Origin of the sequence: Pseudomonas sp. MUP55, assembly GCF_034043515.1 — a bacterium.
GTDB lineage: Bacteria > Pseudomonadota > Gammaproteobacteria > Pseudomonadales > Pseudomonadaceae > Aquipseudomonas.
This window is the reverse complement of the sequence record NZ_CP138214.1, coordinates 4,803,411-4,826,925: the sequence shown is the minus strand read 5'-3', so window position 1 is coordinate 4,826,925 and position 23,515 is coordinate 4,803,411. Positions and strand designations below refer to the sequence as shown.

Below are 23,515 nucleotides of genomic sequence, written 5' to 3'. Positions count from 1 at the left end.
TTTGATGTGAGCAAGTCTCTGCAAGCCATTCGTGGCATGAACGACATCCTGCCGGAGCAGACGCCACTGTGGCGTTACTTCGAGAGCACTGTCGCGCGCCTGCTGGATAACTACGGTTACAAGCAGATTCGCATGCCGATCGTCGAGTTCACCGAGCTGTTCAAGCGCTCCATCGGTGAAGTGACCGACATCGTCGAAAAAGAGATGTACACCTTTGAAGACCGTAACGGCGACTCCCTGACCCTGCGTCCGGAAGGTACCGCCGCGTGCGTTCGCGCTGTGCTGGAGCATGGCATCACCGGTGGCGGCCAGACCCAGAAGTTGTGGTACATCGGCCCGATGTTCCGCCACGAGCGTCCGCAGAAAGGTCGTTATCGCCAGTTCCACCAGATCGGTTGCGAAGTCTTCAACCTGGACGGGCCGGACATTGACGCCGAACTGATCGTGCTGACCTGGCGCCTGTGGGGCGAGCTGGGCATCCGCGACGCGGTCAAGCTCGAACTCAACAGCCTGGGCACCAGCGAGTCCCGTGGCCGCTACCGGGTCGCCCTTGTCGAGTACCTGTCTGCTCACCTGGATAAACTGGACGAAGACAGCCAGCGTCGCCTGAAGACCAACCCGCTGCGCGTGCTGGATACCAAGAACGCCGACACCCAGGCTGTACTGGTCGACGCGCCGAAAATGGCCGACTACCTGGACGAAGAATCCCGCACGCACTTCGAGGGCCTCAAGGCTCGCCTGGATGCAGCGGGTATTCCGTATGTGATCAACCCCAAGCTGGTACGCGGCCTCGATTACTACAGCAAGACCGTGTTCGAGTGGGTCACCGACAAACTCGGCGCCCAGGGCACGGTATGTGCCGGTGGTCGTTATGACGGCCTGGTCGAGCAGATGGGCGGCAAGCCCACTGCGGGCGTGGGTTTCGCCATGGGCATCGAGCGGCTGATCCTGCTGCTGGAAACCCTGGAGCAGGTGCCGCAAGAGATTTCCCGTCAGGTGGACGTGTATCTTTGTGCGTTTGGCGAGGCCGCCGAACTGGCTGCCTTGGCCCTGAGCGAAAAAGTGCGTGACCAACTGCCGAACCTGCGCCTGCAGATCAATGCCGGTGCGGGTAGCTTCAAGAGCCAGTTCAAGAAGGCCGACAAGAGCGGCGCGTTGTATGCGTTGATCCTCGGCGATGACGAGTTGGCCCAGCAAGTGATAGGTTTCAAACCCCTGCGTGGCCAGGGCGAACAACAGAACATTGCCTTTGATGCGCTCGCTGCGCACCTGGCCACCTGCGTCGTGCAGGGTTGAAGCTGTCGAACAGCCGAATTTAGCGATTAAGGAGTATTGGGGTGTCGAGTACTGATGATGAGCAACTGGCCGAGTTCAAGGACTGGTGGCAGCGTAACGGCAAGCCCCTGGTTACTGGCGGTCTGCTGGCTTTAGTGGTGGTGTTCGGCTGGCAAGCCTGGACCAAGTATCAGGCCAACCAGTCCCAGGGCGCCTCGATCGTTTATCAGCAATTGCTGGAAACTACCCTGACGCCGGACGGCAAGCCGGACCCTGCTCAAGTGGCAGACCTGGCCGGCAAGCTGAAGAACGAATTTGGCGGCACTACCTACGCCCAGTACGGCAGCCTGTTCGTCGCGAAAGTCGCGGTCGACACCGGCAAGCTGGATGATGCAGCCACCGAGCTCAAGGCCATCGCCGACAAGCCGACCAACCCGACCCTGGGTGAAATCGCACGTCAGCGCCTGGCACAGGTATTGGCGGCACAGAACAAGGCTGACGAAGCACTCAAACTGCTCGACGGCGATGCTGACAAGGCATTTGTAGCCACTCGCGAAGAGCTCAAGGGCGACCTGTTGGTCCAATTGGGTCGTACCGACGAAGCCAATGCTGCGTACCAAAAAGCCAAGGCGGCGCTGTCTGATGAAGCGGCGGTCGGTGGCTTACAAATCAAGCTGGACGACTTGGCCAAAGGGGATGCGTGACGTGATCCGTTGGAAACATGCAGCATTGCTGGCTCTGGCCGTTCTGGCCGCGGGTTGCAGCAGCAACAGTAAAAAAGAACTGCCGCCTGCGGAGCTGACCAGCTTCAAGGAAGAAGTGGTCCTGCAGAAGCAGTGGAGCCGCTCCATCGGTGACGGTCAGGGCGAAACCTACAACATGCTGGTACCGGCGATCGACGGTGACAACATTGTGGCGGCTGACGTAACCGGCATCGTGACCTCCATGGATCGCATGAACGGTGACGTGAAGTGGAAGAAAGACCTGGAATTGCCAGTTTCCGGCGCCGTAGGCGTGGGTTACGGCATGGTCATGCTCGGCACCCTCAAGGGTGAGGTCGTGGCCCTGGATTCCAGCACCGGTGAAGAGAAATGGCGCGCTCGCGTGACCAGTGAAGTCCTCGCACCGCCTGCCACCAACGGCGATATCGTCGTGGTGCAGACCCAGGATGACCGTGTGATCGGTCTGGACGCCGCCACCGGCAACCAGCGCTGGTTGTACGACAGCACCCCAGCGGTGCTGACCTTGCGCGGTACCAGTGGTCCGATTGTGACCAACAATCTGGCCGTTGCCGGGCTGTCGACCGGTAAAGTGGTCGCCCTGAATACCCAGAACGGCGTGCCGGTCTGGGAAGCCCGCGTGGCAATCCCGCAAGGTCGTTCCGAGCTGGATCGCGTGGTGGACATCGACGGCGGCCTGTTGCTGTCCGGCGAGACCCTCTACGTCGCCACCTACCAGGGCCGTGTTGCGGCGCTGGATCTGCAGAGCGGTCGGGTCAACTGGCAGCGTGATGCTTCCAGCTACGCCGGTGTCGCCCAAGGGTTTGGCAGCGTCTACGTAAGCCTGGCGTCCGGCACCGTTGAAAGTGTCGACGAGCGTTCCACCACTGCGCTGTGGAGCAACGATTCCCTGGCTCGCCGCCAACTGTCGGCACCGGAAGTCTTCTCCAGCTACGTAGCGGTCGGTGACTTCGAAGGTTACCTGCACCTGCTGAGCCAGGTGGACGGTCGCTTTGTAGGTCGCGAGCGTATTGACAGCGACGGCCTGCGTGCGCGTCCGCTGGTGGTAGGTAACATGCTTTATGTGTATGGCAACAGCGGCAAGCTGGAAGCCCTGACCATCAAGTAAGAACGATGCCTGGGGACTAAACTCCCCAGGCAGCTTCAACCTGTAGGAGCGAGCGTCATGTGGTGAGGGAGCTTGCTCCCGCTGGAGTGCGAAGCGCTCCCAAACCTGTCAAACAGGTGCATCTGATGCATCTCGGTCGAATGGTTTTGGGGCTGCTACGCAGCCCAGCGGGAGCAAGCTCCCTCGCCACGACAAGCTCGCTCCTACAGTCGAGCACCAGCCGCTGCCCCGCAGCGGCTTTTGTATTTTCTGAAATAACGAAGTGGAGAGCCGCATGGTTCCCGTAATCGCCCTGGTGGGCCGACCTAACGTCGGCAAGTCCACCTTGTTCAACCGCCTGACCAGGACTCGCGACGCCATCGTCGGCGACTTGTCCGGTCTTACCCGTGATCGCCAATACGGTGAGGCAAAGTGGCAAGGGCGCTCCTACATTATTGTCGACACCGGTGGTATCTCCGGTGACGAACATGGCATGGACGAAAAGATGGCCGAGCAGTCGCTGCTGGCCATTGAAGAAGCCGATGTCGTGTTGTTCCTGGTGGACGCCCGTGCGGGCTACACCGCTGCCGACCAGATGATTGGCGAGCACCTGCGCAAGCGCAACAAGCGTTCCTACCTGATCGCCAACAAGATCGACAACATCGATCCTGAGCAGGCCCGCGCCGAATTCAGCCCGATGGGCCTGGGCGACGCGATCCCGATCGCCGGTGCCCACGGTCGCGGCATCACCCAGATGCTGGAAATTGCCCTGAGCAGTTTCCCCAGGGATGACGCCGAAGAAGAAGAGGGTGAAGAAGAGATCGTCGCCGAAGGCGAGGAAGCCAAGCGCATTCCTGGCCCGAGCGAAAAAGACGGGATCAAGATCGCCATCATCGGCCGCCCTAACGTCGGCAAGTCGACCCTGGTCAACCGCATGCTCGGTGAAGACCGGGTCATCGTCTACGACCAACCCGGCACCACGCGCGACAGCATCTACATCCCGTTCGAGCGCAACGACGAGAAGTACACGCTGATCGACACCGCCGGTGTGCGCAAGCGCGGCAAGATCCACGAGGAAGTTGAAAAATTCTCCGTGGTGAAAACCCTGCAGGCGATCAAAGACGCCAACGTGGTGATCTTCGTGATGGACGCCCGCGAAGGCGTGGTTGACCACGACCTGAACCTGCTGGGCTTCGCCCTGGAAGCCGGTCGTGCCCTGGTGATCGCGATCAACAAGTGGGACGGCATGACGCCAAGCGAGCGCGATTTCGTCAAGATCGAGCTGCAGCGTCGCCTGTTCTTCGTTGAGTTCGCCGATATCCACTTTATCTCGGCACTGCACGGCACTGGCGTGGGCAACCTCTACGCGTCGGTACAGAACTCGTTCAAGTCGGCGGTTACCCGCTGGCCGACCAACCGTCTAACCCAGATCCTGGAAGACGCGGTTGGCGAGCACGCGCCGCCGATGGTCAACAACCGCCGCATCAAACTGCGTTACGCCCACTTGGGTGGTGCCAACCCGCCGATTATCGTGATCCACGGTAACCAGATCGAGAAGGTGCCCAAGTCCTATGTGCGTTACCTTGAAAACACCTACCGCCGTGTCTTGAAACTGGTCGGCACGCCGATCCGTATCGAGTTCAAGGGTGGTGAGAACCCATACGAAGGCAACAAGAACACACTGACCGACCGTCAGGTGAACAAGAAGCGTCGTTTGATGACTCACCACAAGAAGGCCGACAAGAAGCGCAGGGATAAGAAGTAGCAGCGGCAAGTTCCAAGCGACAAGCTGCAAGCTGAAGCAGGTTTGCTTGCGGCTTGCGGCTGACAGCTTGCAGCTCAAACCGCCAGGCACAAAAAAGGGCTCATTCAGAGCCCTTTTTTGTGCCTGGCGGTTTGCCCCTTGACCTCCTTGCAGCTTGCAGCTTAAAACTTGGGCTCACCCGAAGGGGGCTCCCATGATCACCAGCAAGCTGCCGAATGTCGGCACCACCATCTTCACCAGCATGTCGCAGTTGGCGGCCGAAACCGGCGCAATCAACCTGTCCCAGGGTTTTCCTGACTTCAATGGCCCTCAAGACTTGCTCGACGCAGTGGGTCGGCACGTCGCCAACGGCCATAACCAATACGCACCGATGAGCGGTTTGCCCGCGCTGCGTCAGCAAGTGGTGGCGAAGATTGCCCACAGCTACGGTGTCAGCGTCGATGCCGACCTTGAGGTCACCATTACGCCCGGCGCTACCCAGGGCATTTTCTGCGCTATCCAGGCTGTTATCCGCAGCGGTGACGAGGTGATCATCTTCGACCCTTGCTACGACAGCTACGCGCCCTCGGTAGAGCTGGCCGGCGGGCGCTGCGTGCATGTGCAGTTAGGCTTGCAGGATTTCAGCCTGGACTTCGAGCGCATCGAGGCCGCGCTGTCGCCACGCACGCGCATGATCGTGCTCAATACCCCGCACAATCCCAGCGGCGCGCTGGTCAGTCGTGAGGAGCTGGACCAACTGGCCGAGCTGATTCGCGGGCGCGATATCTATCTGCTCAGCGATGAAGTGTACGAACACCTGGTGTTCGACGGCGTGCCCCACGTCAGCGTGCTCGCCCACGAGGAGCTGTACCCGCGTGCGTTCGTGGTCAGCTCGTTCGGCAAGACTTATCACGTCACGGGCTGGAAAACCGGCTATGTGGTTGCGCCGCCAGCCCTCACTGCCGAGCTGCGCAAAGTGCATCAGTACGTCAGTTTCTGTGGCGTGACGCCCTTGCAGTACGCGCTGGCCGATTTCATGGCAGAGCACCCGGAGCACGTGGGTGCGCTGCCGGCGTTCTACCAAGCCAAGCGCGACCTGTTCTGCCGGTTGCTGGCGCCGTCGCGGTTCAGCTTCAGCCCGTCGGCGGGGACTTACTTTCAATTGGTGGATTATTCCCGGATTCGCCCGGACCTGGATGATGTCGCCATGTCCGAATGGATGACTCGCGAACACGGCGTGGCGTCGATTCCCATCTCTGTGTTCTACCGCGACCCGCCCCAAGGCCAGCGCCTGGTGCGCCTGTGCTTTGCCAAACGCGAGGAGACGCTGCAACAAGCGGCGGAAAAACTATGCGGGATCTGAGTGCTTTGCCTGACCTGAACATTGCCTTGGTCCAGACCACCCTGGCGTGGCACGACCGCCAGGCCAATCTCGAACATTTCGAGCTGCTGTTGGAGCAGGCCAAGGGCGCCGACCTGATCGTATTGCCGGAGATGTTCACCACTGGTTTTTCCATGGAATCAGCTTCGCTTGCCGAACCGGAAAACGGCCCGACTCACCGTTGGCTCAAGGCCCAGGCCGCGAAATACAACGCCGTGATCACGGGCAGCGTCATCATCCAGGCAGCGGACGGCAGTCACCGTAACCGCCTGCTGTGGGCGCGGCCGGACGCCGAGGTGTTGCATTACGACAAGCGCCACCTGTTCCGCATGGCCGGTGAGCACGATCACTACACCCCCGGCGAACGTCAGGTGCAGTTCGAGTTGAACGGTTGGCGTATTCGTCCGTTGATTTGCTACGACTTGCGCTTCCCGGTGTGGAGCCGTGATGCCCAGGACACTGATCTTTTGCTGTATACCGCCAACTGGCCGGGCGCACGGCGTCAGCATTGGAATCGACTGTTGCCTGCGCGGGCCATCGAGAACCTGTGCTATGTAGCCGCCGTGAACCGGGTGGGCACGGATGGGAAGGGTTTTGCCTATACCGGGGACAGCCAGGTGCTGGACTTCCAGGGCGAGACCTTGCTGAGTGCGGGGGAGGCGGATGGGGTGTTTCAGGTGAGGCTGGATGCGGCTGAACTGGCGGCGTATCGCACCCGTTTTCCGGCGAACCTGGATGCCGATAGCTTTCAATTTACCTGACGTACCGTCATCGGGGGCAAGCCCCCTCCCACATTTGGAATGCATACCCCTGTGGGAGGGGGCTTGCCCCCGATGAGGCCGCTAGCAACACCACAGTAAAAAGGCCCCTGGATTCTCACCCAGGGGCCTTTTGCATTGCGCCGATAACGCTTAGGCCGCTTTCGCTTCCTGCTGGCTCAACGAGCGGTTCAGCGCACTGAACAGCGCCTTGAAGCTGGCGGTGGTGATGTTTTCATCGATGCCCACTCCGTGTACCGGGCGTTCGCCGTTCACGCGCAGCTCGATGTACGCCGCCGCTTTAGCGTTGGTGCCAGCGCCGATTGCATGTTCGTTGTAGTCCATGATCTCTACGCCAATCGGCAAGCCCGCCACCAGCGCTTCCAGCGCGCCGTTGCCTTTGCCTTTCCAGTGCAGGTTGGTTTCGCCCTGGCCTTTGCCGGAAACTTCCACTTCCACGTAGCTGTTGCCGTTTTCTTCCTGCAGGCGATGGCTGACCAGCGCGTACGGGGTGTTGGCCTGCAGGTATTCGCGTTGCAGCAAGGCGTAGATCTGCGGTGCGGTCATTTCCAGGCCGACGCGGTCGGTTTCAGCCTGCACCACCTGGCTGAATTCGATCTGCATGCGGCGTGGCAAGCTGATGTCGTATTCCTGCTCCAGCAGGTAGGCAATACCGCCTTTGCCCGACTGGCTGTTCACGCGGATCACCGCCTCGTAGCTGCGGCCGATGTCTGCCGGGTCGATCGGCAAGTACGGCACTTCCCACAGGGCGTCGTCTTTCTGCTGGGAGAAGCCCTTGCGGATGGCATCCTGGTGCGAGCCGGAGAACGCGGTATGCACCAGGTCGCCAACGTACGGATGGCGAGGGTGCACCTGGATCTGGTTGCACTCCTCGACGACTTTGCGCACGCCGTCGATATCGGAGAAGTCCAGCTGCGGGTCGAGGCCCTGGGTGTACATGTTCAGTGCCACGGTCACCAGGTCGACGTTACCGGTGCGCTCGCCGTTGCCGAACAGGCAGCCTTCGACACGATCAGCCCCGGCCATCAGGCCCAGCTCGGTGGCGGCCACGCCCGTGCCACGGTCGTTGTGGGTGTGCAGGCTGATGATCACGCTGTCACGGCGGTTGATATGGCGACCGAACCACTCGATCTGGTCGGCATAGATATTCGGCGTGGCGCATTCCACAGTGGCCGGCAGGTTGAGGATCATCTTGTGCTCGGGCGTCGGGTTCCATACCTCGATCACCGCGTCACAGACTTCCTTGGCAAATTCCAGCTCGGTGGCGCTGAAGGTCTCCGGGGAGTATTCGAAGGTCCACTGGGTTTCCGGCTGCTGGGCTGCGTATTTGACGAACAACTTGGCCGCGTTCACTGCGATTGCCTTGATGCCGTCCTTGTCCTGGTTGAACACAATACGGCGGAATGACGGCGAGGTGGCGTTGTACAGGTGCACGATGGCCTTTTTGGCGCCACGCAGGGATTCGAAGGTACGGGCGATCAAGTCTTCACGGCCCTGGGTCAGCACCTGGATGGTGGTGTCCTCGGGGATGTGGTTGTCTTCGATCAGGGTGCGTACGAAATCAAAATCGGTTTGCGACGCGGCCGGGAAAGACGCTTCGATCTCCTTCACACCGACGGCGACCAGGGTCTTCCAGAAGCGCAGCTTCTTCGCGGCATCCATCGGTTCGATCAGCGACTGGTTGCCATCACGCAGGTCAGAGCTGCACCAGATCGGCGCGGTGGTGATGGTGTTGGACGGCCAGGTGCGGTCCGGGATATCGATGGTCGGAAACGCACGGTATTTCGAAGACGGGTCTTTGAGCATGCTCATCGCAAAATCCTTTGTCATAGGGCCGAGAAAAGGCGGCCTGCCGAATCACTGTTGTTGGGGACGACGCTTGGGCGAGACAGATCGATTCAGCTTGGCAGTCGTGCGCTGACAAGGCACAGGCTGCGGTGCTGACGGCGCTGAATGAGGGTGTGAGAGGTTTTCATAAGCTCAACCCTAACCGTCGGGGTAGAGGATGGCAAGCAGCCGCTAAAAATTGAGAGAACTTCTGCTATTCACGTAGGAAACGAGATTTTATGACCGTTAATTAGGCTGTGATTGGCTTTAATTGCGCAGCCTTCCCCGGCCGCGCAATCGATCTGCTCAGGGCTGGAAAGCGCCGATGAAGATCGCCGGATCCACTCGCGCATCGTTCAGGCTGACGTTCCAGTGCATGTGCGGCCCGGTTGCCCGACCGGTCGAGCCGACCTTGCCCACCGCCGTGCCGCGTGCGAGTTGGTCGCCCACCTTCACATCAATCTTCGACATGTGGCAGAACATGCTGATAAAGCCCTGACCATGGTCGACAAACACCGTGTTGCCATTGAAAAAGTAGTTGCCGGTAAGGATCACCTTGCCGGCAGCAGGCGTCTTGATTGGCGTACCGGCCGGCACCGCGAAGTCCAGGCCCGAGTGCGGGTTGCGCTCCTCGCCATTGAAGAAGCGGCGCACGCCGAATTTGCTCGACAGCGGCCCGTTCACCGGCTTGTCCAGCACCAGATTGCTCGGCACGTTCGGGCTGAAGCTGCGGTAAGCCTTGAGCTGCACGGCCAGTTCGCCCTCGATGCGCTTCAACTGCGCCGGGTCGGGGTTGACCTGGCTTTTGTTTTTAAGCGTGATACGCTGTTCCGGGTATTTCTTGTAATCCACCACAAACGGCAGAACGCGTGCGCCGCTGCTGATGCGTTCGTTGCCCGGCTTGACCGTCAGCGGGATGCCGACAATCGCCAGCCAATTGCTCTGCTCCTTGACCACCAGCACCGGCCGGCCGAGGTAGACCGCCTTGGGCGCCGTTGCGGCAGGTCCCAGGTCGACCACTGCCACGCCACCAGGCACCGGCTTGTTCAGCGTGCGCGTGATGTAGCTGTCGGCGTGGGCATTGAAGCTCAGGCAAGCGAGCATCAACAAACTGAGAAAGCGTGGCATCAGTCAATCCAGTAGCGAAAGGGTGACAGGCGTCAGGTGGTTGTCTTCCACCCGCACTTGCAGTTGGCCCTCACCGAGGCGCGCGGTCAGGCGCTGGCCGGTATGGGTTTGCGCGGCGCTGCGAATGGCCTGGCCGCGTTCGTCCAGCAAAATGCTGTAGCCCCGGCCGAGGGTGGCCAGCGGGCTGACCACCTGCAGTGTCTGGACCTGGCTTTGCAGTTGCAGGCGCCGCGCCTTGAGGCCTTCACGCATGGCGCGGGGCAGGCGCTCGGCAAGGCTGTCCAGGCGCTGGCGCAGCAGCGCCAGTTGGCGGCCCGGGTGCTGGCCGGCGAGGCGGGTTTCCAGGCGGATCAAGCGTTCGCGACGGGTGTTGAGGCTGCGCTCGAAGGCGCGGCGCAGGCGCATGTCCAGGTCGTCCAGGCGCTGGGCCTGCTGGCGCAGACGCTCACCGGGGTGACGCAGGCGGCGGGCCATGCCTTCCAGGCGCAGGCGGCTGTGGCTCAGACGATTGCGCATCAGCATCACCAGGCGGCGATGCAGGTTTTCCACCTGGCGCACCAGGTGGCTGGCATCCGGTGCCAGCAGTTCAGCGGCGGCCGATGGGGTAGGGGCGCGCACGTCGGCGACGAAGTCGCTGATCGATACATCGGTTTCATGCCCGACCGCACTGACGATGGGCGTGACGCAGGCGTCTATCGCGCGGGCCACGGCTTCTTCGTTGAAGCACCAGAGGTCTTCGAGTGAGCCGCCGCCACGGGCCAGGATCAACGCGTCGAAGCCACGGGCGTCGGCCAGTTTCAACGCCCGCACAATCTGCGGGATGGCTTCGCGGCCTTGCACGGCGGTCGGAATCAACGTCAGTTCGATGTTCGGCGCGCGGCGGCCGAACACGCTGATGATGTCGCGAATCACCGCGCCGGTTGGCGAGCTGATAATGCCGATGCGACGGGGGTGCGCCGGCAGGGGCGCCTTGCGCTCGGCACTGAACAGGCCTTCTGCGCTGAGCTTTTCCTTCAAGGCATCGAAGGCCAGGCGCAGCGCACCATCACCCGCTGGCTCCACGGTGTCGAGGATCAACTGGTAATCGCCACGGCCCTCGAACAACGAGACCTTGCCGCGCACCTTCACCGCCAGGCCATCCTTCAACGCCTGGCGCACCCGCGCAGCGTTGTTTCGAAACAACGCGCAACGCACTTGGGCGCCGCTGTCCTTGAGGGTGAAATACACATGGCCGGAGGCCGGGCGGGCGAGGTTGGAGATCTCGCCTTCAACCCAGATATTGGTGAACACGTCTTCGAGCAACACCCGCGCGCGGCCGTTGAGCTGGCTGACAGTCAGGACTTCGCGGTCCAGGCCCAGTCGGGCAAAAGGATCTTTAATCATGGGCCGCAGTTTATAGGCATTCGCGCAAGGTTTGGCAGAATTGCTCTACCAACGCGCTCGGCGCCTGGGCACAGGCCAGGGCCACGGTGCTGTGGCAATCCGGGTCGGCCAGCGGCAAGAAGTGCAGGGTGGCGGGCGCGATGTCCTGCATGGATTTTGGTAACAAGGCAATACCGAAACCGGCCTGGATCAGCTGCAATTGCGTGGTCTTGCGCGACATCACCCGTGCCGCCTTGGGGAAAAATCCGGCACGCATGCACAACTCTGCCGACAGATAACTCAGCCCGCCGCGCTGGGGGTGGGGCACTGAAATAAACGCTTCGTCCTTGAGCTGTGCCAATTCCACCGGTGTATCGCGGTATGCCAATGGGTGACCCGGCGGCACCGCCACTAACAGCGGCTCGCTGTATAAAGGCAGCACGCGCACGCCTTCGCGCTGGCGCAACACCGGCAGGCGCAGCAGTCCTGCTTCGAGGCGACCGTCGGCGATTTCCTCCAGCTGGGCTTCGGAGGACAGTTTGACGAGTCCATCGACACGCCGGGGCAGCATTGCAGCCAGGTACTGACGCCGCGCAGCAACGCGCCGCCCATCGGTACGGTGCTCGAATGGCTCAGGCGCAGGGTGCCGAGTTGGCCGTTGCCCACCTGAGTGGCCATTTCACTCGCCTTGTTCAGGTCGCTCAACAGATTGCGCGCCCGAGGGTAGAACGCCTCCCCGGCAGCTGTCAGGCGTGGCTGGCGTGCGGTGCGTTCGAACAGCGGGGTTTGCAGCTGGGACTCCAGCTCCTTGATCTGGCGGCTCAACGCAGATTGCGCCACGAACAGGCGTTCGGCGGCGGCACTGAAACTGCCGCTGTCGGCGATTTCGACGAAGTAACGCAGCTGGCGAGTGGAAATCACGGCTCATGCCTTTTTGAGATGGGTGACGGGCTTTGACGATATTAGTCGCAACACTCCGCCATGGCTAAAGTGAACGCCATGTCTATTTAGGGAATAGCCCATGAGCCTGGTTGAGTGGATGAGTCAGTGGCCGTTCGGCGCTGTGGACTGGCTGGTGATCGGCCTGGGTGTGGTGCTGGCCTATGTGGTGTTCGGCATTGCCGGGTTCGGTACGGCATTGGTCGCGGGGCCGATCCTGATCATTTTCATGCCGCTGTCGAAGATCATCCCGCTGCTCGTGCTGCTGGATTTTGTCGCGGCGTTTGGCAACCTGCTGCAGTCGCGACGAGACGTGAACACGTCAGAACTGCTGCGATTGCTGCCGTGCATGGCGATTGGCTGCACGCTGGGTGTGGTGTTTTTGCTCAACCTGCATTCGGACCTGTTGCTGTTACTGATGGGCCTGTTCATCAGTGCGTACGCGATCTACAGCCTGGCGGTGAAGGCGCGGCCCACGCAGTTGACGACGGGGTGGTCGGTCCCCATGGGTACGGTCGGCGGCCTGTTCGGTGCACTGTTCGGCAGTGGCGGCTTTTTATATGCGATTTATTTGAATAGCCGTTTGCCCAAGGACGCGGCGCGAGCCACGCAAAGCGCGCTGATCAGTTGCAGCACGGTGGTGCGCCTGAGCCTGTTTCTGATGGCCGGGGTGTATGCGGATTTACCCTTGTTGATGCTGGCGGTGTGCCTGTTGCCGGCGATGGCCCTGGGGCTGTGGGGCGGGCGCCGGTTGACCATGCGCATGTCCCGCGAGGCGTTTGTAAGGCTGGTGACCTGGTTGGTGCTGGCCAGCGGGATCGCATTGATTGGGCGGTATTTGAGTACTTGACCTGTGTGGGGCAGGGATTAAGCTGCCAGCCTTCAGGGCGCTATCGGGGGCAAGCCCCCTCCCACAGTTAACTGTGTTCACCATTCAAATGTGGGAGGGGGCTTGCCCCCGATAGCGTCAGCAGCCACACCGCAGGACTCTCATGAATTCCCAAAGCATCCTTGTCCCGAAAATCTCCACCTTGCCGGTCCACGAGCCCCGCGCGCGGGCAATCGTGCGCTGGCTGGTGCGCAAGAACATCATCAAGGAAGAACTGACCACCTGCGGCCGTACCGGCAACCGCATGGCCTACGCCCTGGCCGACGGCGCCCGTGCGGTGGTGCTGCACCCTGAGGCGCTGCCGTTCAACGAACCGGTCAATGGCCTGGAAATCATCTACAAACGCTGCATCTATACGCCGGCCAAAGGCTTTCTTGAAGAAGCGGGCTGCCCGCAATGCCGCAAGGAAGTCGGTGAAGCCCTGTTCGAAAGCCTGGAAGACTGGATGCCCGGCCACACCGACAACTTCACCTGCCCGCTGTGTGGGCATGAAGACGACATCAACGGCTTCCTGTTCCTGCAGGAGTGTGGGTTCTCCAACTTGGGGTTTATCTTCAACAACTGGGCGGAGGCGGGGTTCAAGCAAAGCTTCATCGATGAATTCGCCGACTGGCTGGACCAGAAGATCGCTTGGGTCAAAGTCGAGCTTTGAACCCTCGACCGATCGTTCCCACGCTCCGGCGTGGGAATGCATCCCGTGACGCTCTACGTCACTCCTGCGCAGGGTTCGAACCTTGCGTTGGGCCCGGACGCGGAGCGTCCATAGAGGCGTTACCACGCGCAGCGTGGGAACGATCAAGGCGGCGGGTTTTGCCCTTCTATCATTATTCCCAAATATGTCAGAGTTTTACATTGAGCCGGTGGGGGTGTCTGAGTATAATGGCGCGCTTCCATTTTCCCGCTCGGGAGCCCCCGCGATGCTGCGTATCAGCCAAGAAGCTCTGACATTCGACGACATTCTACTAGTGCCCGGTTATTCCGAGGTGCTTCCTAACGAAGTCAGTCTCAAGACCCGCCTAACCCGTGGCATCGAGCTGAATATTCCCCTGGTTTCCGCTGCCATGGACACCGTCACCGAAGCCCGTCTGGCCATCGCCATGGCTCAGGAAGGCGGCATCGGCATCATCCACAAGAACATGACCATCGAGCAGCAAGCTGCCGAAGTGCGCAAGGTCAAGCGTTACGAAGCCGGTGTGGTGAAAGATCCCATCACCATCGAAGCTGACGCCACTGTGCGCGATCTGTTCGAACTGACCCGCATGCACAACATCTCCGGCGTTCCGGTACTGCACGATGGCGACCTGGTCGGCATCGTCACTTCCCGTGACGTGCGTTTCGAGAACCGTCTTGAAATCACCGTCCGCGAAGTGATGACGCCCAAAGAGCGTCTGGTCACCGTCAACGAAGGCGCCGACAAGAACGATGTGCGCGAACTGCTGCACAAGCACCGCATCGAGCGCGTGCTGATCGTCGACGAAAAATTCGCCCTCAAAGGCATGATGACCGTCAACGACATCGAAAAAGCCAAGGCTTACCCGCTGGCCAGCAAGGATGACCAAGGTCGTCTGCGCGTGGGCGCCGCCGTCGGTACCGGTAAAGACACCGGTGACCGCGTTTCGGCCCTGGTGGCTGCAGGTGTTGACGTGGTGGTGGTCGACACCGCTCACGGTCACTCCAAAGGCGTGATCGATCGCGTTCGCTGGGTCAAGCAGAACTTCCCTGAAGTGCAGGTGATCGGTGGCAACATCGCCACGGGCGCTGCCGCCAAGGCCCTGGCCGAAGCGGGCGCGGACGCAGTCAAGGTCGGTATCGGCCCAGGCTCGATCTGCACCACGCGTATCGTCGCCGGTGTCGGCGTGCCGCAAATCAGCGCCATCGCCAACGTCGCCGCTGCCCTTGAAGGCACTGGCGTTCCGTTGATCGCCGACGGCGGCATCCGTTTCTCCGGTGACCTGTCCAAGGCCATCGTTGCCGGTGCTTCCTGCGTGATGATGGGCTCGATGTTCGCCGGTACCGAAGAGGCACCGGGTGAGATCGAACTGTTCCAGGGCCGTTCCTACAAGGCTTACCGTGGCATGGGTTCGCTGGGCGCCATGTCCCAGGCGCAGGGTTCGTCCGACCGCTACTTCCAGGACTCCTCGGCAGGCGCCGAGAAGCTCGTTCCGGAAGGTATCGAAGGCCGTGTGCCGTACAAAGGCACCCTGAGCGCGATCATCCATCAACTGATGGGTGGCCTGCGTTCCTCGATGGGCTACACCGGCAGCGCCGACATCGAAGAAATGCGCACCAAGCCAGAGTTCGTACGGATCACCGGCGCCGGCATGGCTGAATCCCATGTCCACGACGTGCAGATCACCAAGGAAGCGCCAAACTACCGCGTAGGTTGAGGCTTCCAGCAAAACGTTAAGTAACCGGGGCTGTTCTTTCAGCCCCGAGTTGTTTCTGATTCATTAGACGAGACTGACCTCATGGCCCTCGACATTCACGCCCACCGCATCCTGATCCTCGACTTCGGTTCCCAGTACACCCAACTGATCGCCCGCCGCGTGCGTGAAATCGGCGTGTACTGCGAACTGCACCCGTTCGACATGGATGACGAAGCGATCCGCGAATTCGCACCCAAAGGCGTCATCCTGGCCGGTGGCCCCGAGTCCGTGCACGAAGCCAACAGCCCGCGCTGCCCGCAAGCGGTGTTCGACCTGGGCGTGCCGGTCTTCGGCATCTGCTACGGCATGCAGACCATGGCCGAGCAACTGGGCGGCAAGGTTGAAGGCTCCGAGCTGCGCGAATTCGGTTATGCGCGGGTCGACGTGGTCGGCAAGAGCCGCCTGCTGGACGGCATCGAAGACCACATCGACGCCGACGGCCTGTTCGGCCTCGACGTATGGATGAGCCACGGTGACAAGGTCACCAAGATGCCGGAAGACTTCCACATCCTGGCCAGCACCCCGAGCTGCCCGATCGCCGGCATGTTCAGCGACGAGCGTCGTTACTACGGCGTGCAGTTCCACCCGGAAGTGACCCACACCAAGCAAGGCGGGCGCATCCTGTCGCGCTTCATCCTCGACATCTGCGAGTGTGAAGCGCTGTGGACCCCGTCCAAAATCGCTGAAGACGCCATCGCTCAAGTGCGTGCCCAAGTCGGCACCGATAACGTCCTGCTCGGCCTGTCCGGCGGCGTTGACTCCTCGGTGGTTGCTGCCCTGCTGCACAAGGCTATCGGCGACCAACTGACCTGCGTCTTCGTCGACAACGGCCTGCTGCGCCTGCACGAAGGTGAGCAAGTGATGGCCATGTTCGCCGAGAACATGGGCGTCAAGGTGATCCGCGCCAACGCCGAGGAGCAGTTCCTCAACAACCTGGCCGGCGAGTCCGACCCGGAGAAGAAGCGCAAGATTATCGGCCGCACCTTCATCGACGTGTTCGATGCCCAGTCCAACAAACTGGACAACATCAAGTACCTCGCCCAGGGCACCATCTACCCCGACGTGATCGAGTCGGCCGGCGCCAAGAGCGGCAAGGCCCACGTGATCAAGTCCCACCACAACGTGGGTGGCCTGCCTGAGGAAATGAACCTCAAGCTGGTAGAACCGCTGCGCGAACTGTTCAAGGACGAAGTCCGCCGTCTGGGCCTGGAACTGGGCCTGCCGTACGACATGGTCTACCGCCACCCATTCCCGGGCCCGGGCCTGGGTGTGCGCATCCTGGGTGAAGTGAAGAAGGAATACGCCGACCTGCTGCGTCGCGCCGACCACATCTTCATCGAAGAACTGCGCAAGGCCGACTGGTACCACAAAGTCAGCCAGGCGTTCGTGGTGTTCCAGCCGGTGAAATCCGTAGGCGTCGTAGGCGATGGCCGTCGCTACGCGTGGGTCGTGGCCCTGCGCGCGGTGGAAACCATCGACTTCATGACCGCCCGCTGGGCACACCTGCCGTACGAACTGCTGGAGACCGTCAGCGGCCGTATCATCAATGAAATCGAAGGCATTTCGCGCGTGACGTATGACGTGTCGAGCAAGCCGCCGGCGACGATTGAGTGGGAATGATCCTACGTCCGGCACTGCCCGGCACAATCTAGCAAGAAATACCCTGGAGCCCGCGTAATTGCGGGCTTTTGGCTTTTTAGGTCTGGCAAGTTCAGGTAGTGTTCTGCATCGCCAAGCACGGTGTTTATGTGGCATGGTACGGGGTATCAACTGTCTTCAATGCCATGTGTGGCGCTTAATACCATGTCGATTAGCTTAGGCGCTTCATGGTATCAAGTAGTGCGGAAGGCCCGGTTTTACTGGGGTTAGGCGCCGTTTTTCTGCGCTTCTCTACGCATGGTATTTTTTCATGGAAATAGTGGAAGCCATGCTCACTGATACCAAGCTTCGAAATCTCAAACCCCAAGACAAGCTCTACAAGGTGATTGACCGAGATGGCTTGTACGTGGCGGTTACACCGGCCGGCTCAATCTCCTTTCGCTACAACTACTCCATCAATGGCCGGCAGGAGACCGTCACCTTCGGTCGTTATGGCTTGGGCGGGATCACCCTGGCAGAGGCACGTGAGCGGCTAGGGGAGGCGAAGAAGATGATCGCCGCAGGTAAGTCGCCAGCTAAGGAGAAGGCGCGTGCGAAGGCGCGCACGAAGGGTGCTGAGACCTTTGATGATTGGGCTGAAAAATGGCTGCGCGGCTATCAGATGGCGGACTCGACACGAGATATGCGCCGCTCAGTCTATGAGCGCGAGTTGAAACCACAGTTTGGCAACCAGAAGCTGGCAGAAATAAACCACGAGGACCTGCGAACGTTAACAGACGCGATAGTCGAGCGGGGGGCACCCGCAACTGCGGTTCACTCACGTGAGATCGTCATGCAGGTGTTCCGATGGGCCATTGAGCGTGGTCAGAAGGTTGAAAACCCGGCAGATCTGGTACGGCCTGCCAGCATCGCGAAATTTGAGCCACGCGACCGTGCGTTGACGCCTGATGAAATCGCGCTGATGTACCAGTACATGGACAGAATCGGTACCGCTACTTCGGTCCGCGCAGCGGCCAAACTTCTCTTGCTGACGATGGTACGCAAGAGCGAACTGACCAACGCGACGTGGAGTGAGATCAATTTCAGCGAGGCGCTATGGACGATTCCCAAAGAGAGGATGAAGCGTCGTAACTCTCATTTGGTGTTTCTGTCCCAGCAGGCATTGGATTTCTTCATCGCGTTGAAAACCTTGGCAGGAGGTTCAGACTACGTTCTGCCGTCACGCTACGACTCCGATTTACCAATGAGTGCGGCCACGATCAATCAGGTACTGACGCTCACCTATCGCCTTGCTCAAAAGGAAGGTGTGCCACTAGGCAAGTTCGGTCCCCACGACCTGCGGCGCACGGCCAGCACGCTGTTGCATGAGGCGGGCTACAACTCCGACTGGATCGAGAAGTGCCTCGCGCACGAGCAGAAAGGTGTGCGCGCCGTCTACAACAAAGCCGAGTACCGGGATCAGCGCCGTGCGATGTTGCAGGATTGGGCGGACATGATTGACGAGTGGACGCTTAAAAAACCTCGTGTAGCGGATTGATTCTGAGCCTCTTGGCCAAACAGAACACGCGTGTTTGTGGCGAAATACCCACTTCGGTGGGTTTTTTTTCGTCCCGAAATAGGCGTTTTAGGGACACTTTTTTTCTACCGAATTTCGTTAATAAAACTGCCGATAAAACAAGACATTGCGTGGCTGCGTCTGTCCCGAAACTAGACGTTAGTCGGACAGTTAACTTATTGATTTTGATGGGAAAATTCAGGAAATTTGCTGGAAAATACAGGAAATGTGGGGCAATAATCGAACCTCGAGTGATGACGGAATGAGGTATTCGGTGTGGAAAAAGAATCGAGAAAAGAGAGCAAAATACTGATCAGCAAGAAACAGTTGCTGGCAATGATTCCGCTATGCGAGCGCACGATCTACAACTTTGAAAAGCAGGGAAAATTCCCTCGCCGGATTGCGCTCAGTAGCCGCAAGGTCGTGTGGGATCTGTGCGAGGTCGAAGAATGGATTGATGCATGCAAGGGCAGTGGCCCGGCTCCCCGACCAGGAATGGGGGCCTGAATTGTGGCGATTGACTTGCGGGCTGCGTTCGAGAACGAGCCTCCCATTCTAGACTTCATTTGGCCGGGTTTTCTTGCTGGAACAGTAGGAGCGTTGGTAGCCCCAGGAGCCACAGGCAAGAGCTTTTGGGCATTGGAAGCTGCAATGGCCATCGCATGCAGCGTTGCGGGCGGGGATCTTGTAGGGCTTGCCCCAGCATGTGCTGGCCGCGTCGTCTACTTTGCAGGAGAAGACCCAGAAGCCGCACTGGTGCGCCGGATTCATGCCATCGGTCGGCACCTGAATCAGCAGGCACGTGAATCCATCGCAATAAACCTTACCCTCGAGCCAATAATGGGTAAGCGGCTGAACGTAATGGATGATCGGCATCTTGCCCGGATCACCGATTTTTGCGCCGGTGCCCGGTTGATCGTACTGGACACACTCAGCAGGATTCACGACCGTGACGAGAATAGCAACGGTGACATGGCGCGGCTTGTCGCTACGCTTGAGCACGTTGCTGCCAACACGGGAGCATCGGTGTTGTACCTTCATCATGTCAGCAAGGGTAGCGCCCGCGATGGGCAAACCGATCAGCAGCAGGCAGCGCGTGGTGCATCAGCTCTTATCGATAACGCCCGTTGGTGCGGCTTCGTGGCCAAGATGACCGAGGACGAAGCAAAGCGACTAAGTGACCGCACCTATGAGCGACAGCCTATTGGCAATGACAGGCGCAGTTTTTTTGTCCGTTTTGGTGTTAGCAAACAGAACTACGATGCCACCCCGCTCGATCAGTGGTACCAGCGTCAGGAAGGCGGCGTTCTTGTGCCGGTTGAACTGGCGGAAGTGAGGAAAGGGAGCCCTCTGCAAGTCGCAAACGGAGGTGACGATGAGCGGTGGTAACTCCGTGGTCCCCACCAGTACTATCGCACAGGCCAGAGTGATGCTTTATCAGCCTAGCCAGCGCCCGCGGCTGCGCGAAGGTGATTGGGCAGAGACATCATTTGGACGCTGCCGCGTGGCAGGTCGGTTAGGGCAGAGACACGCGGATGTATTGGAAGCGGTCCTGTACTGCGCAGAACGTCGGCGGCCTGTCTCCGATGGTGGCGTAGAACTTCTGGTAGATCCTGCGCGAGTGAGAAAGACACTTTCCGATAGCCGCTACAGCTTCTCACAGCTCGAAAAGCTGCTAGCCGAACTTCGGGCTGCAACGATCACAATTGAAACGCCGCAATTTGATTTTCCCATCATCGGCGGGTTGATTGACCACGTTATCCCTTCACCTATGACACGTCCCGATCCTCTGTCAGGAGGAGAGCGCAACCTATGGCGGGTGCGGCTCGGAATTGCACTGATGATGCTCCTTGAACATGATCTGAGCCTTTACTACGACCCGGCCCCCATAGCCCGGCTCCAGCACGGCATCAGCCAAGCAGTAGCTCGGCACGTTTTGAGCCACAAAGTAGTGCCAGCAGGCGGTTGGTATCTGGACACCGTTATTGGGGCGGTTGCTGGACAAGTCTCAAGTCAAAACATGCGCAATGCGCGAAAGAGGATCAAGGATGATGCTGAAGACCTACGGCGGATTGGGCTTATGCTTGATGGTGATCGCATCACGAAGGCGGTGCTCTCAACCCCTGGAGCGTTTCACACCCGCCCGATGGCGTGCCACACACGCCCGGAAACGTTTCACACACGCCCGGTGCGTGCCACACCCGCCCGGAACTAGCAGGATATTCAGGATATTCAGTCCCTGCGCGGCGCAGCCCGCGCTTTAGGCGCGGTCCGGCCTCGCCGGTCGGCCTACGGCCGCTGGACACCAAAAAGGAAGAACTAGGAGCCTCCAGACCCTTTTTGGCTTGCCAGAAGGCCGCAGAAGCCGTCAAAAATGCTTTTTAAGGGCGCGGTGATTTCTGTGGGTGCACATAGCCAAAAAATCGTTCAGAGCGCAGCGCATCGCCCTACAGGGGGCACGGACGGAGTTGAGACAAGTGCGTGCGTATTACTAATGGCGAAGCCCGTTTGGTTGTCCGGCATAGTCGGGATTAGCCCCGTAATGAAATATCGCGAGTAGCACGCAAAGCCTGTACGTCAACGTGACCAGGAGAGGCTGCGTTTGGAAAGCAAAACCCCGCACAGAGGCGGGGTTTTGCGGGTCAGATCAGCAATCACCGCTTGCCGGGCGTCTCTTGCTTCTGTGCTTCCTGTACAGCCTGGATGGCCATCAACGCCTGCTGATTCAGGGCTGCGTTATTCTTGCTCCCTAGCAAAGGTAGGCGATTCATAGCCTGTGCCCCGGCAAACATGCGATAGGAAGCCGACAAGGCGAGCGGGCTTACTCGAAGCTGCAAGGCCGTGTACTGGCGATCCAGCCTATCGAGTTGCGGCCCGTAGCCCTTGCTACGTAGCCATCGGCCGAGCGCCCACATGCCGATGGCGAACGTCGATGCGAATACTACGAATCCAGCGAACATCAGTATGTCCATCATGGTTATTTCTCCGAGGTGTCTTTGTTTGAGGCCGTGCCGGGCACATTGAGCGAGGCTAGTCGACTTGTAGCGAGGCTTGCATCCGAGGCTGGACGGATGACGTTAGACTCCGCCTCTGTGGGTTCCGTGGCCGATTCTGCCCCATTGGCCTGAGTGGTCGAGTTGGTATCGTCGGGAACTGGTGGCGGAGATCCTGCACCTAGAGACAAGGCGTGCGCATTCTCCATACCCGGCACTGCCATCGAGGCCATCACGCCGAGCATCTTTGCTCCGCCATTGGTCGACTGCGAAAGCGCGTTACCGGCGCTGACAAATCCCCCATTTGGTGTTGCCTGCGGGTCTTTGTCGTCGTTGCCCTGAGCAGCCTTTCCAGCCTGTCTGGCGGCCTGCTGCACGCCGCTGCTGGGCTGCGTAGGTGAAGGTGAAGGTGATTGTGCCGAATTAGCAGTGCTGCCGCCTACACGCGAACCGGCCGAACTTGCACCCTTAGCGGCGGCCCCGCCACCGGTACTGGTGCCAACGCCTGCGGATGACGCCATGCCTCCGGCAGAGGTCGTCGCGCCACCGGCCGAGGTAGCACCGGCGGCCATGCTGGAGTTGAGCGAGCCCGCAAGACCGCCAGCGGTACCGGCCGCGCCTGCACTTGTCCCGCCCGCGCCAATCGCCGCTGCCGCTGCCGCTGGAGCTGCGGCACCTGCTGTTGAGATGGTTGCAATAGCCGCCGCTGCACCAGCGGCTCCAGCCGCCGCCATACCACCGATTGCCGATCCGCCGCCCATAGACGTGCCACTAATCATCCCGCCGATCAATTCGGGGATAGTTTTAGTCAGATAAGCGCATACAAGAGCCAAGCCTGCCAATGTCATCAAAGACGCTTCGTCGTTGGTATACGCTGCTAACCACGACTTCGCTGACGTGACGATAATTCCTACGATCAACGTTAGGACGAACAGCTTAGCGCCAACTGCAATAACGAAGCGGAGCGGAGCTATAGCAAAGTCGCGTGTCCACTGTGAACCACCAAAACCAAAGAACAGTACGGAGGCGTTGATGATGACATACGACTCTACTAGCGTCACAAACATGAATGCCGCGATGAACGCGAAACATAATAAAACTAAACAGCCAACAATCGCGATGAGGATCGCTTTACCCGGAGAGAATACAGAGATTCCCTCTACAATAGTGCGTGAGAAATCGACAGCCACTGCGAACATATCACCCGGCTGAATAGCTTGACCCAAACCGCTAGCCGTGCCCGCCGCTTCCCGGAAACTATTAACTACTGCTGTCGCCCACGGAACGGAATGCTCAATAATGGCGTAGAAAAAGCCGACTGCCATGAAGAAGCGGATTAACTCACCGGCAATCTCGCCTAAGTCAGTTTGTTTCATGACTAGAGGCATGAACGTCCATACCAGCTGAATTAGTGCAAGGGAGCTCAGTAATGTTAGTGCATAGCCCTGGAGCCGTGGTGACCATTCACTTGCGGCGTTATATAGCATCCGCAAAAGGCCATTCATTTCATTGCCCTGAGTTATATCTCCTGCTGCCGCAGCATTGCCGACCGAAAACAATAGCGTCGCACCGATGAATGCGAGAAGTGCTGAACGTTGCATAGTTAGAAATCCTCAGATGGACCCCAGTCGTTTTTCCGGGTTTCAAATTTTTTATCGGCATCTGTCGGCGTATGCCGTTCAGCAGTCACGCATTCAGCACTGACGGACACAACGACACCGGACACAAAAGCACCACTAAGAGCAGAAGCGATGCACAACACAGCAATAAAAATCTTAGAAATAAACATGG

The 23,515-nt window shown here is 59.7% G+C and carries 20 protein-coding genes and 1 pseudogene; 14 read left to right on the top strand and 7 right to left on the bottom strand.

Annotated features, from left to right (window positions below; translation table 11 throughout):
• Window positions 1–6: 6 nt before the first annotated feature.
• The 6 genes from hisS (at window position 7) to SC318_RS21695 (ending at window position 6,988) form a co-directional block, all read left to right on the top strand.
• Window positions 7–1,296 (top strand): histidine--tRNA ligase, encoded by a 1,290-nt coding sequence (hisS, locus tag SC318_RS21720; protein WP_306494524.1) that lies wholly within the window; start codon window positions 7–9, stop codon window positions 1,294–1,296.
• Window positions 1,297–1,337: 41 nt separating this feature from the next.
• Window positions 1,338–1,979: a YfgM family protein gene (locus SC318_RS21715; protein WP_124388098.1), complete on the top strand. Its 642-nt coding sequence runs from the start codon at window positions 1,338–1,340 to the stop codon at window positions 1,977–1,979.
• The gene (gene bamB, locus SC318_RS21710; protein WP_320428408.1) at window positions 1,972–3,123 is read left to right on the top strand and encodes an outer membrane protein assembly factor BamB; all 1,152 of its coding nucleotides are present in this window, start codon (window positions 1,972–1,974) and stop codon (window positions 3,121–3,123) included. The genes SC318_RS21715 and bamB overlap by 8 nt, the downstream gene beginning before the upstream one ends.
• A 274-nt stretch (window positions 3,124–3,397) precedes the next feature.
• Window positions 3,398–4,867 carry a ribosome biogenesis GTPase Der gene (gene der, locus SC318_RS21705; protein WP_320428407.1) on the top strand — a complete coding sequence of 490 codons (1,470 nt, stop codon included), beginning with the start codon at window positions 3,398–3,400 and terminating at the stop codon, window positions 4,865–4,867.
• Window positions 4,868–5,060: 193 nt separating this feature from the next.
• Entirely contained in the window at window positions 5,061–6,209 is a 1,149-nt protein-coding gene (locus SC318_RS21700; protein ID WP_320428406.1) for a pyridoxal phosphate-dependent aminotransferase, read from the top strand.
• On the top strand, window positions 6,197–6,988 hold the full coding sequence (locus SC318_RS21695) for an amidohydrolase (protein ID WP_320428405.1): 792 nt from the start codon (window positions 6,197–6,199) through the stop codon (window positions 6,986–6,988). The genes SC318_RS21700 and SC318_RS21695 overlap by 13 nt, the downstream gene beginning before the upstream one ends.
• A gap of 150 nt (window positions 6,989–7,138) precedes the next feature.
• On the opposite strand, the gene leuA is transcribed toward SC318_RS21695, so the two are convergent.
• The 4 genes and pseudogenes from leuA to SC318_RS21675 form a co-directional block, all read right to left on the bottom strand.
• Window positions 7,139–8,818, bottom strand: a complete 1,680-nt coding sequence (gene leuA, locus SC318_RS21690; protein ID WP_320428404.1) for a 2-isopropylmalate synthase — start codon at window positions 8,816–8,818, stop codon at window positions 7,139–7,141.
• 321 nt (window positions 8,819–9,139) lie between these two features.
• Window positions 9,140–9,961 carry a M23 family metallopeptidase gene (locus SC318_RS21685; protein ID WP_320428403.1) on the bottom strand — a complete coding sequence of 274 codons (822 nt, stop codon included), beginning with the start codon at window positions 9,959–9,961 and terminating at the stop codon, window positions 9,140–9,142.
• A gap of 3 nt (window positions 9,962–9,964) precedes the next feature.
• Entirely contained in the window at window positions 9,965–11,344 is a 1,380-nt protein-coding gene (gene xseA, locus SC318_RS21680) for an exodeoxyribonuclease VII large subunit (protein WP_320428402.1), read from the bottom strand.
• 10 nt (window positions 11,345–11,354) lie between these two features.
• A pseudogene (locus SC318_RS21675) lies at window positions 11,355–12,244 on the bottom strand (LysR family transcriptional regulator).
• 100 nt (window positions 12,245–12,344) lie between these two features.
• On the opposite strand from SC318_RS21675, the gene SC318_RS21670 reads away from it, so the two are divergent.
• The 8 genes from SC318_RS21670 to SC318_RS21635 all read left to right on the top strand — a co-directional run bounded on the left by SC318_RS21670 (window position 12,345) and on the right by SC318_RS21635 (window position 20,946).
• Window positions 12,345–13,112, top strand: a complete 768-nt coding sequence (locus SC318_RS21670; protein ID WP_320428401.1) for a sulfite exporter TauE/SafE family protein — start codon at window positions 12,345–12,347, stop codon at window positions 13,110–13,112.
• A 142-nt stretch (window positions 13,113–13,254) separates the two neighbouring features.
• Complete coding sequence (locus SC318_RS21665) at window positions 13,255–13,803, top strand: sugar ABC transporter ATPase (protein ID WP_320428400.1); 549 nt, start codon at window positions 13,255–13,257, stop codon at window positions 13,801–13,803.
• A gap of 265 nt (window positions 13,804–14,068) precedes the next feature.
• The gene (gene guaB, locus SC318_RS21660) at window positions 14,069–15,538 is read left to right on the top strand and encodes an IMP dehydrogenase (protein WP_320428399.1); all 1,470 of its coding nucleotides are present in this window, start codon (window positions 14,069–14,071) and stop codon (window positions 15,536–15,538) included.
• Between the two features lie 81 nt (window positions 15,539–15,619).
• Window positions 15,620–17,197, top strand: coding sequence for a glutamine-hydrolyzing GMP synthase (gene guaA / locus SC318_RS21655; protein ID WP_073521822.1), 1,578 nt, complete (start codon window positions 15,620–15,622; stop codon window positions 17,195–17,197).
• Window positions 17,198–17,504: 307 nt separating this feature from the next.
• Window positions 17,505–18,713 carry a tyrosine-type recombinase/integrase gene (locus tag SC318_RS21650; protein WP_320431277.1) on the top strand — a complete coding sequence of 403 codons (1,209 nt, stop codon included), beginning with the start codon at window positions 17,505–17,507 and terminating at the stop codon, window positions 18,711–18,713.
• Window positions 18,714–19,007: 294 nt separating this feature from the next.
• Window positions 19,008–19,238 (top strand): helix-turn-helix transcriptional regulator, encoded by a 231-nt coding sequence (locus SC318_RS21645; protein ID WP_169896450.1) that lies wholly within the window; start codon window positions 19,008–19,010, stop codon window positions 19,236–19,238.
• Between the two features lie 3 nt (window positions 19,239–19,241).
• The gene (locus SC318_RS21640; protein ID WP_320428398.1) at window positions 19,242–20,120 is read left to right on the top strand and encodes a helicase RepA family protein; all 879 of its coding nucleotides are present in this window, start codon (window positions 19,242–19,244) and stop codon (window positions 20,118–20,120) included.
• Between the two features lie 232 nt (window positions 20,121–20,352).
• Window positions 20,353–20,946, top strand: coding sequence for a hypothetical protein (locus tag SC318_RS21635; RefSeq protein ID WP_320428397.1), 594 nt, complete (start codon window positions 20,353–20,355; stop codon window positions 20,944–20,946).
• Window positions 20,947–21,385: 439 nt separating this feature from the next.
• Here the strand turns inward: SC318_RS21635 and SC318_RS21630 are convergent, their stop codons facing one another.
• Genes SC318_RS21630 through SC318_RS21620 form a run of 3 tightly spaced genes read right to left on the bottom strand, consistent with a single transcriptional unit; the run spans window position 21,386 to window position 23,513 of the window.
• A complete protein-coding gene (locus SC318_RS21630; RefSeq protein WP_320428396.1) occupies window positions 21,386–21,706 on the bottom strand; it encodes a hypothetical protein in 321 nt (106 codons plus the stop codon).
• Between the two features lie 2 nt (window positions 21,707–21,708).
• Window positions 21,709–23,325 carry a P-type conjugative transfer protein TrbL gene (gene trbL / locus SC318_RS21625; RefSeq protein ID WP_320428395.1) on the bottom strand — a complete coding sequence of 539 codons (1,617 nt, stop codon included), beginning with the start codon at window positions 23,323–23,325 and terminating at the stop codon, window positions 21,709–21,711.
• A gap of 2 nt (window positions 23,326–23,327) precedes the next feature.
• A complete protein-coding gene (locus SC318_RS21620; protein WP_169896454.1) occupies window positions 23,328–23,513 on the bottom strand; it encodes a hypothetical protein in 186 nt (61 codons plus the stop codon).
• Window positions 23,514–23,515: the final 2 nt, after the last annotated feature.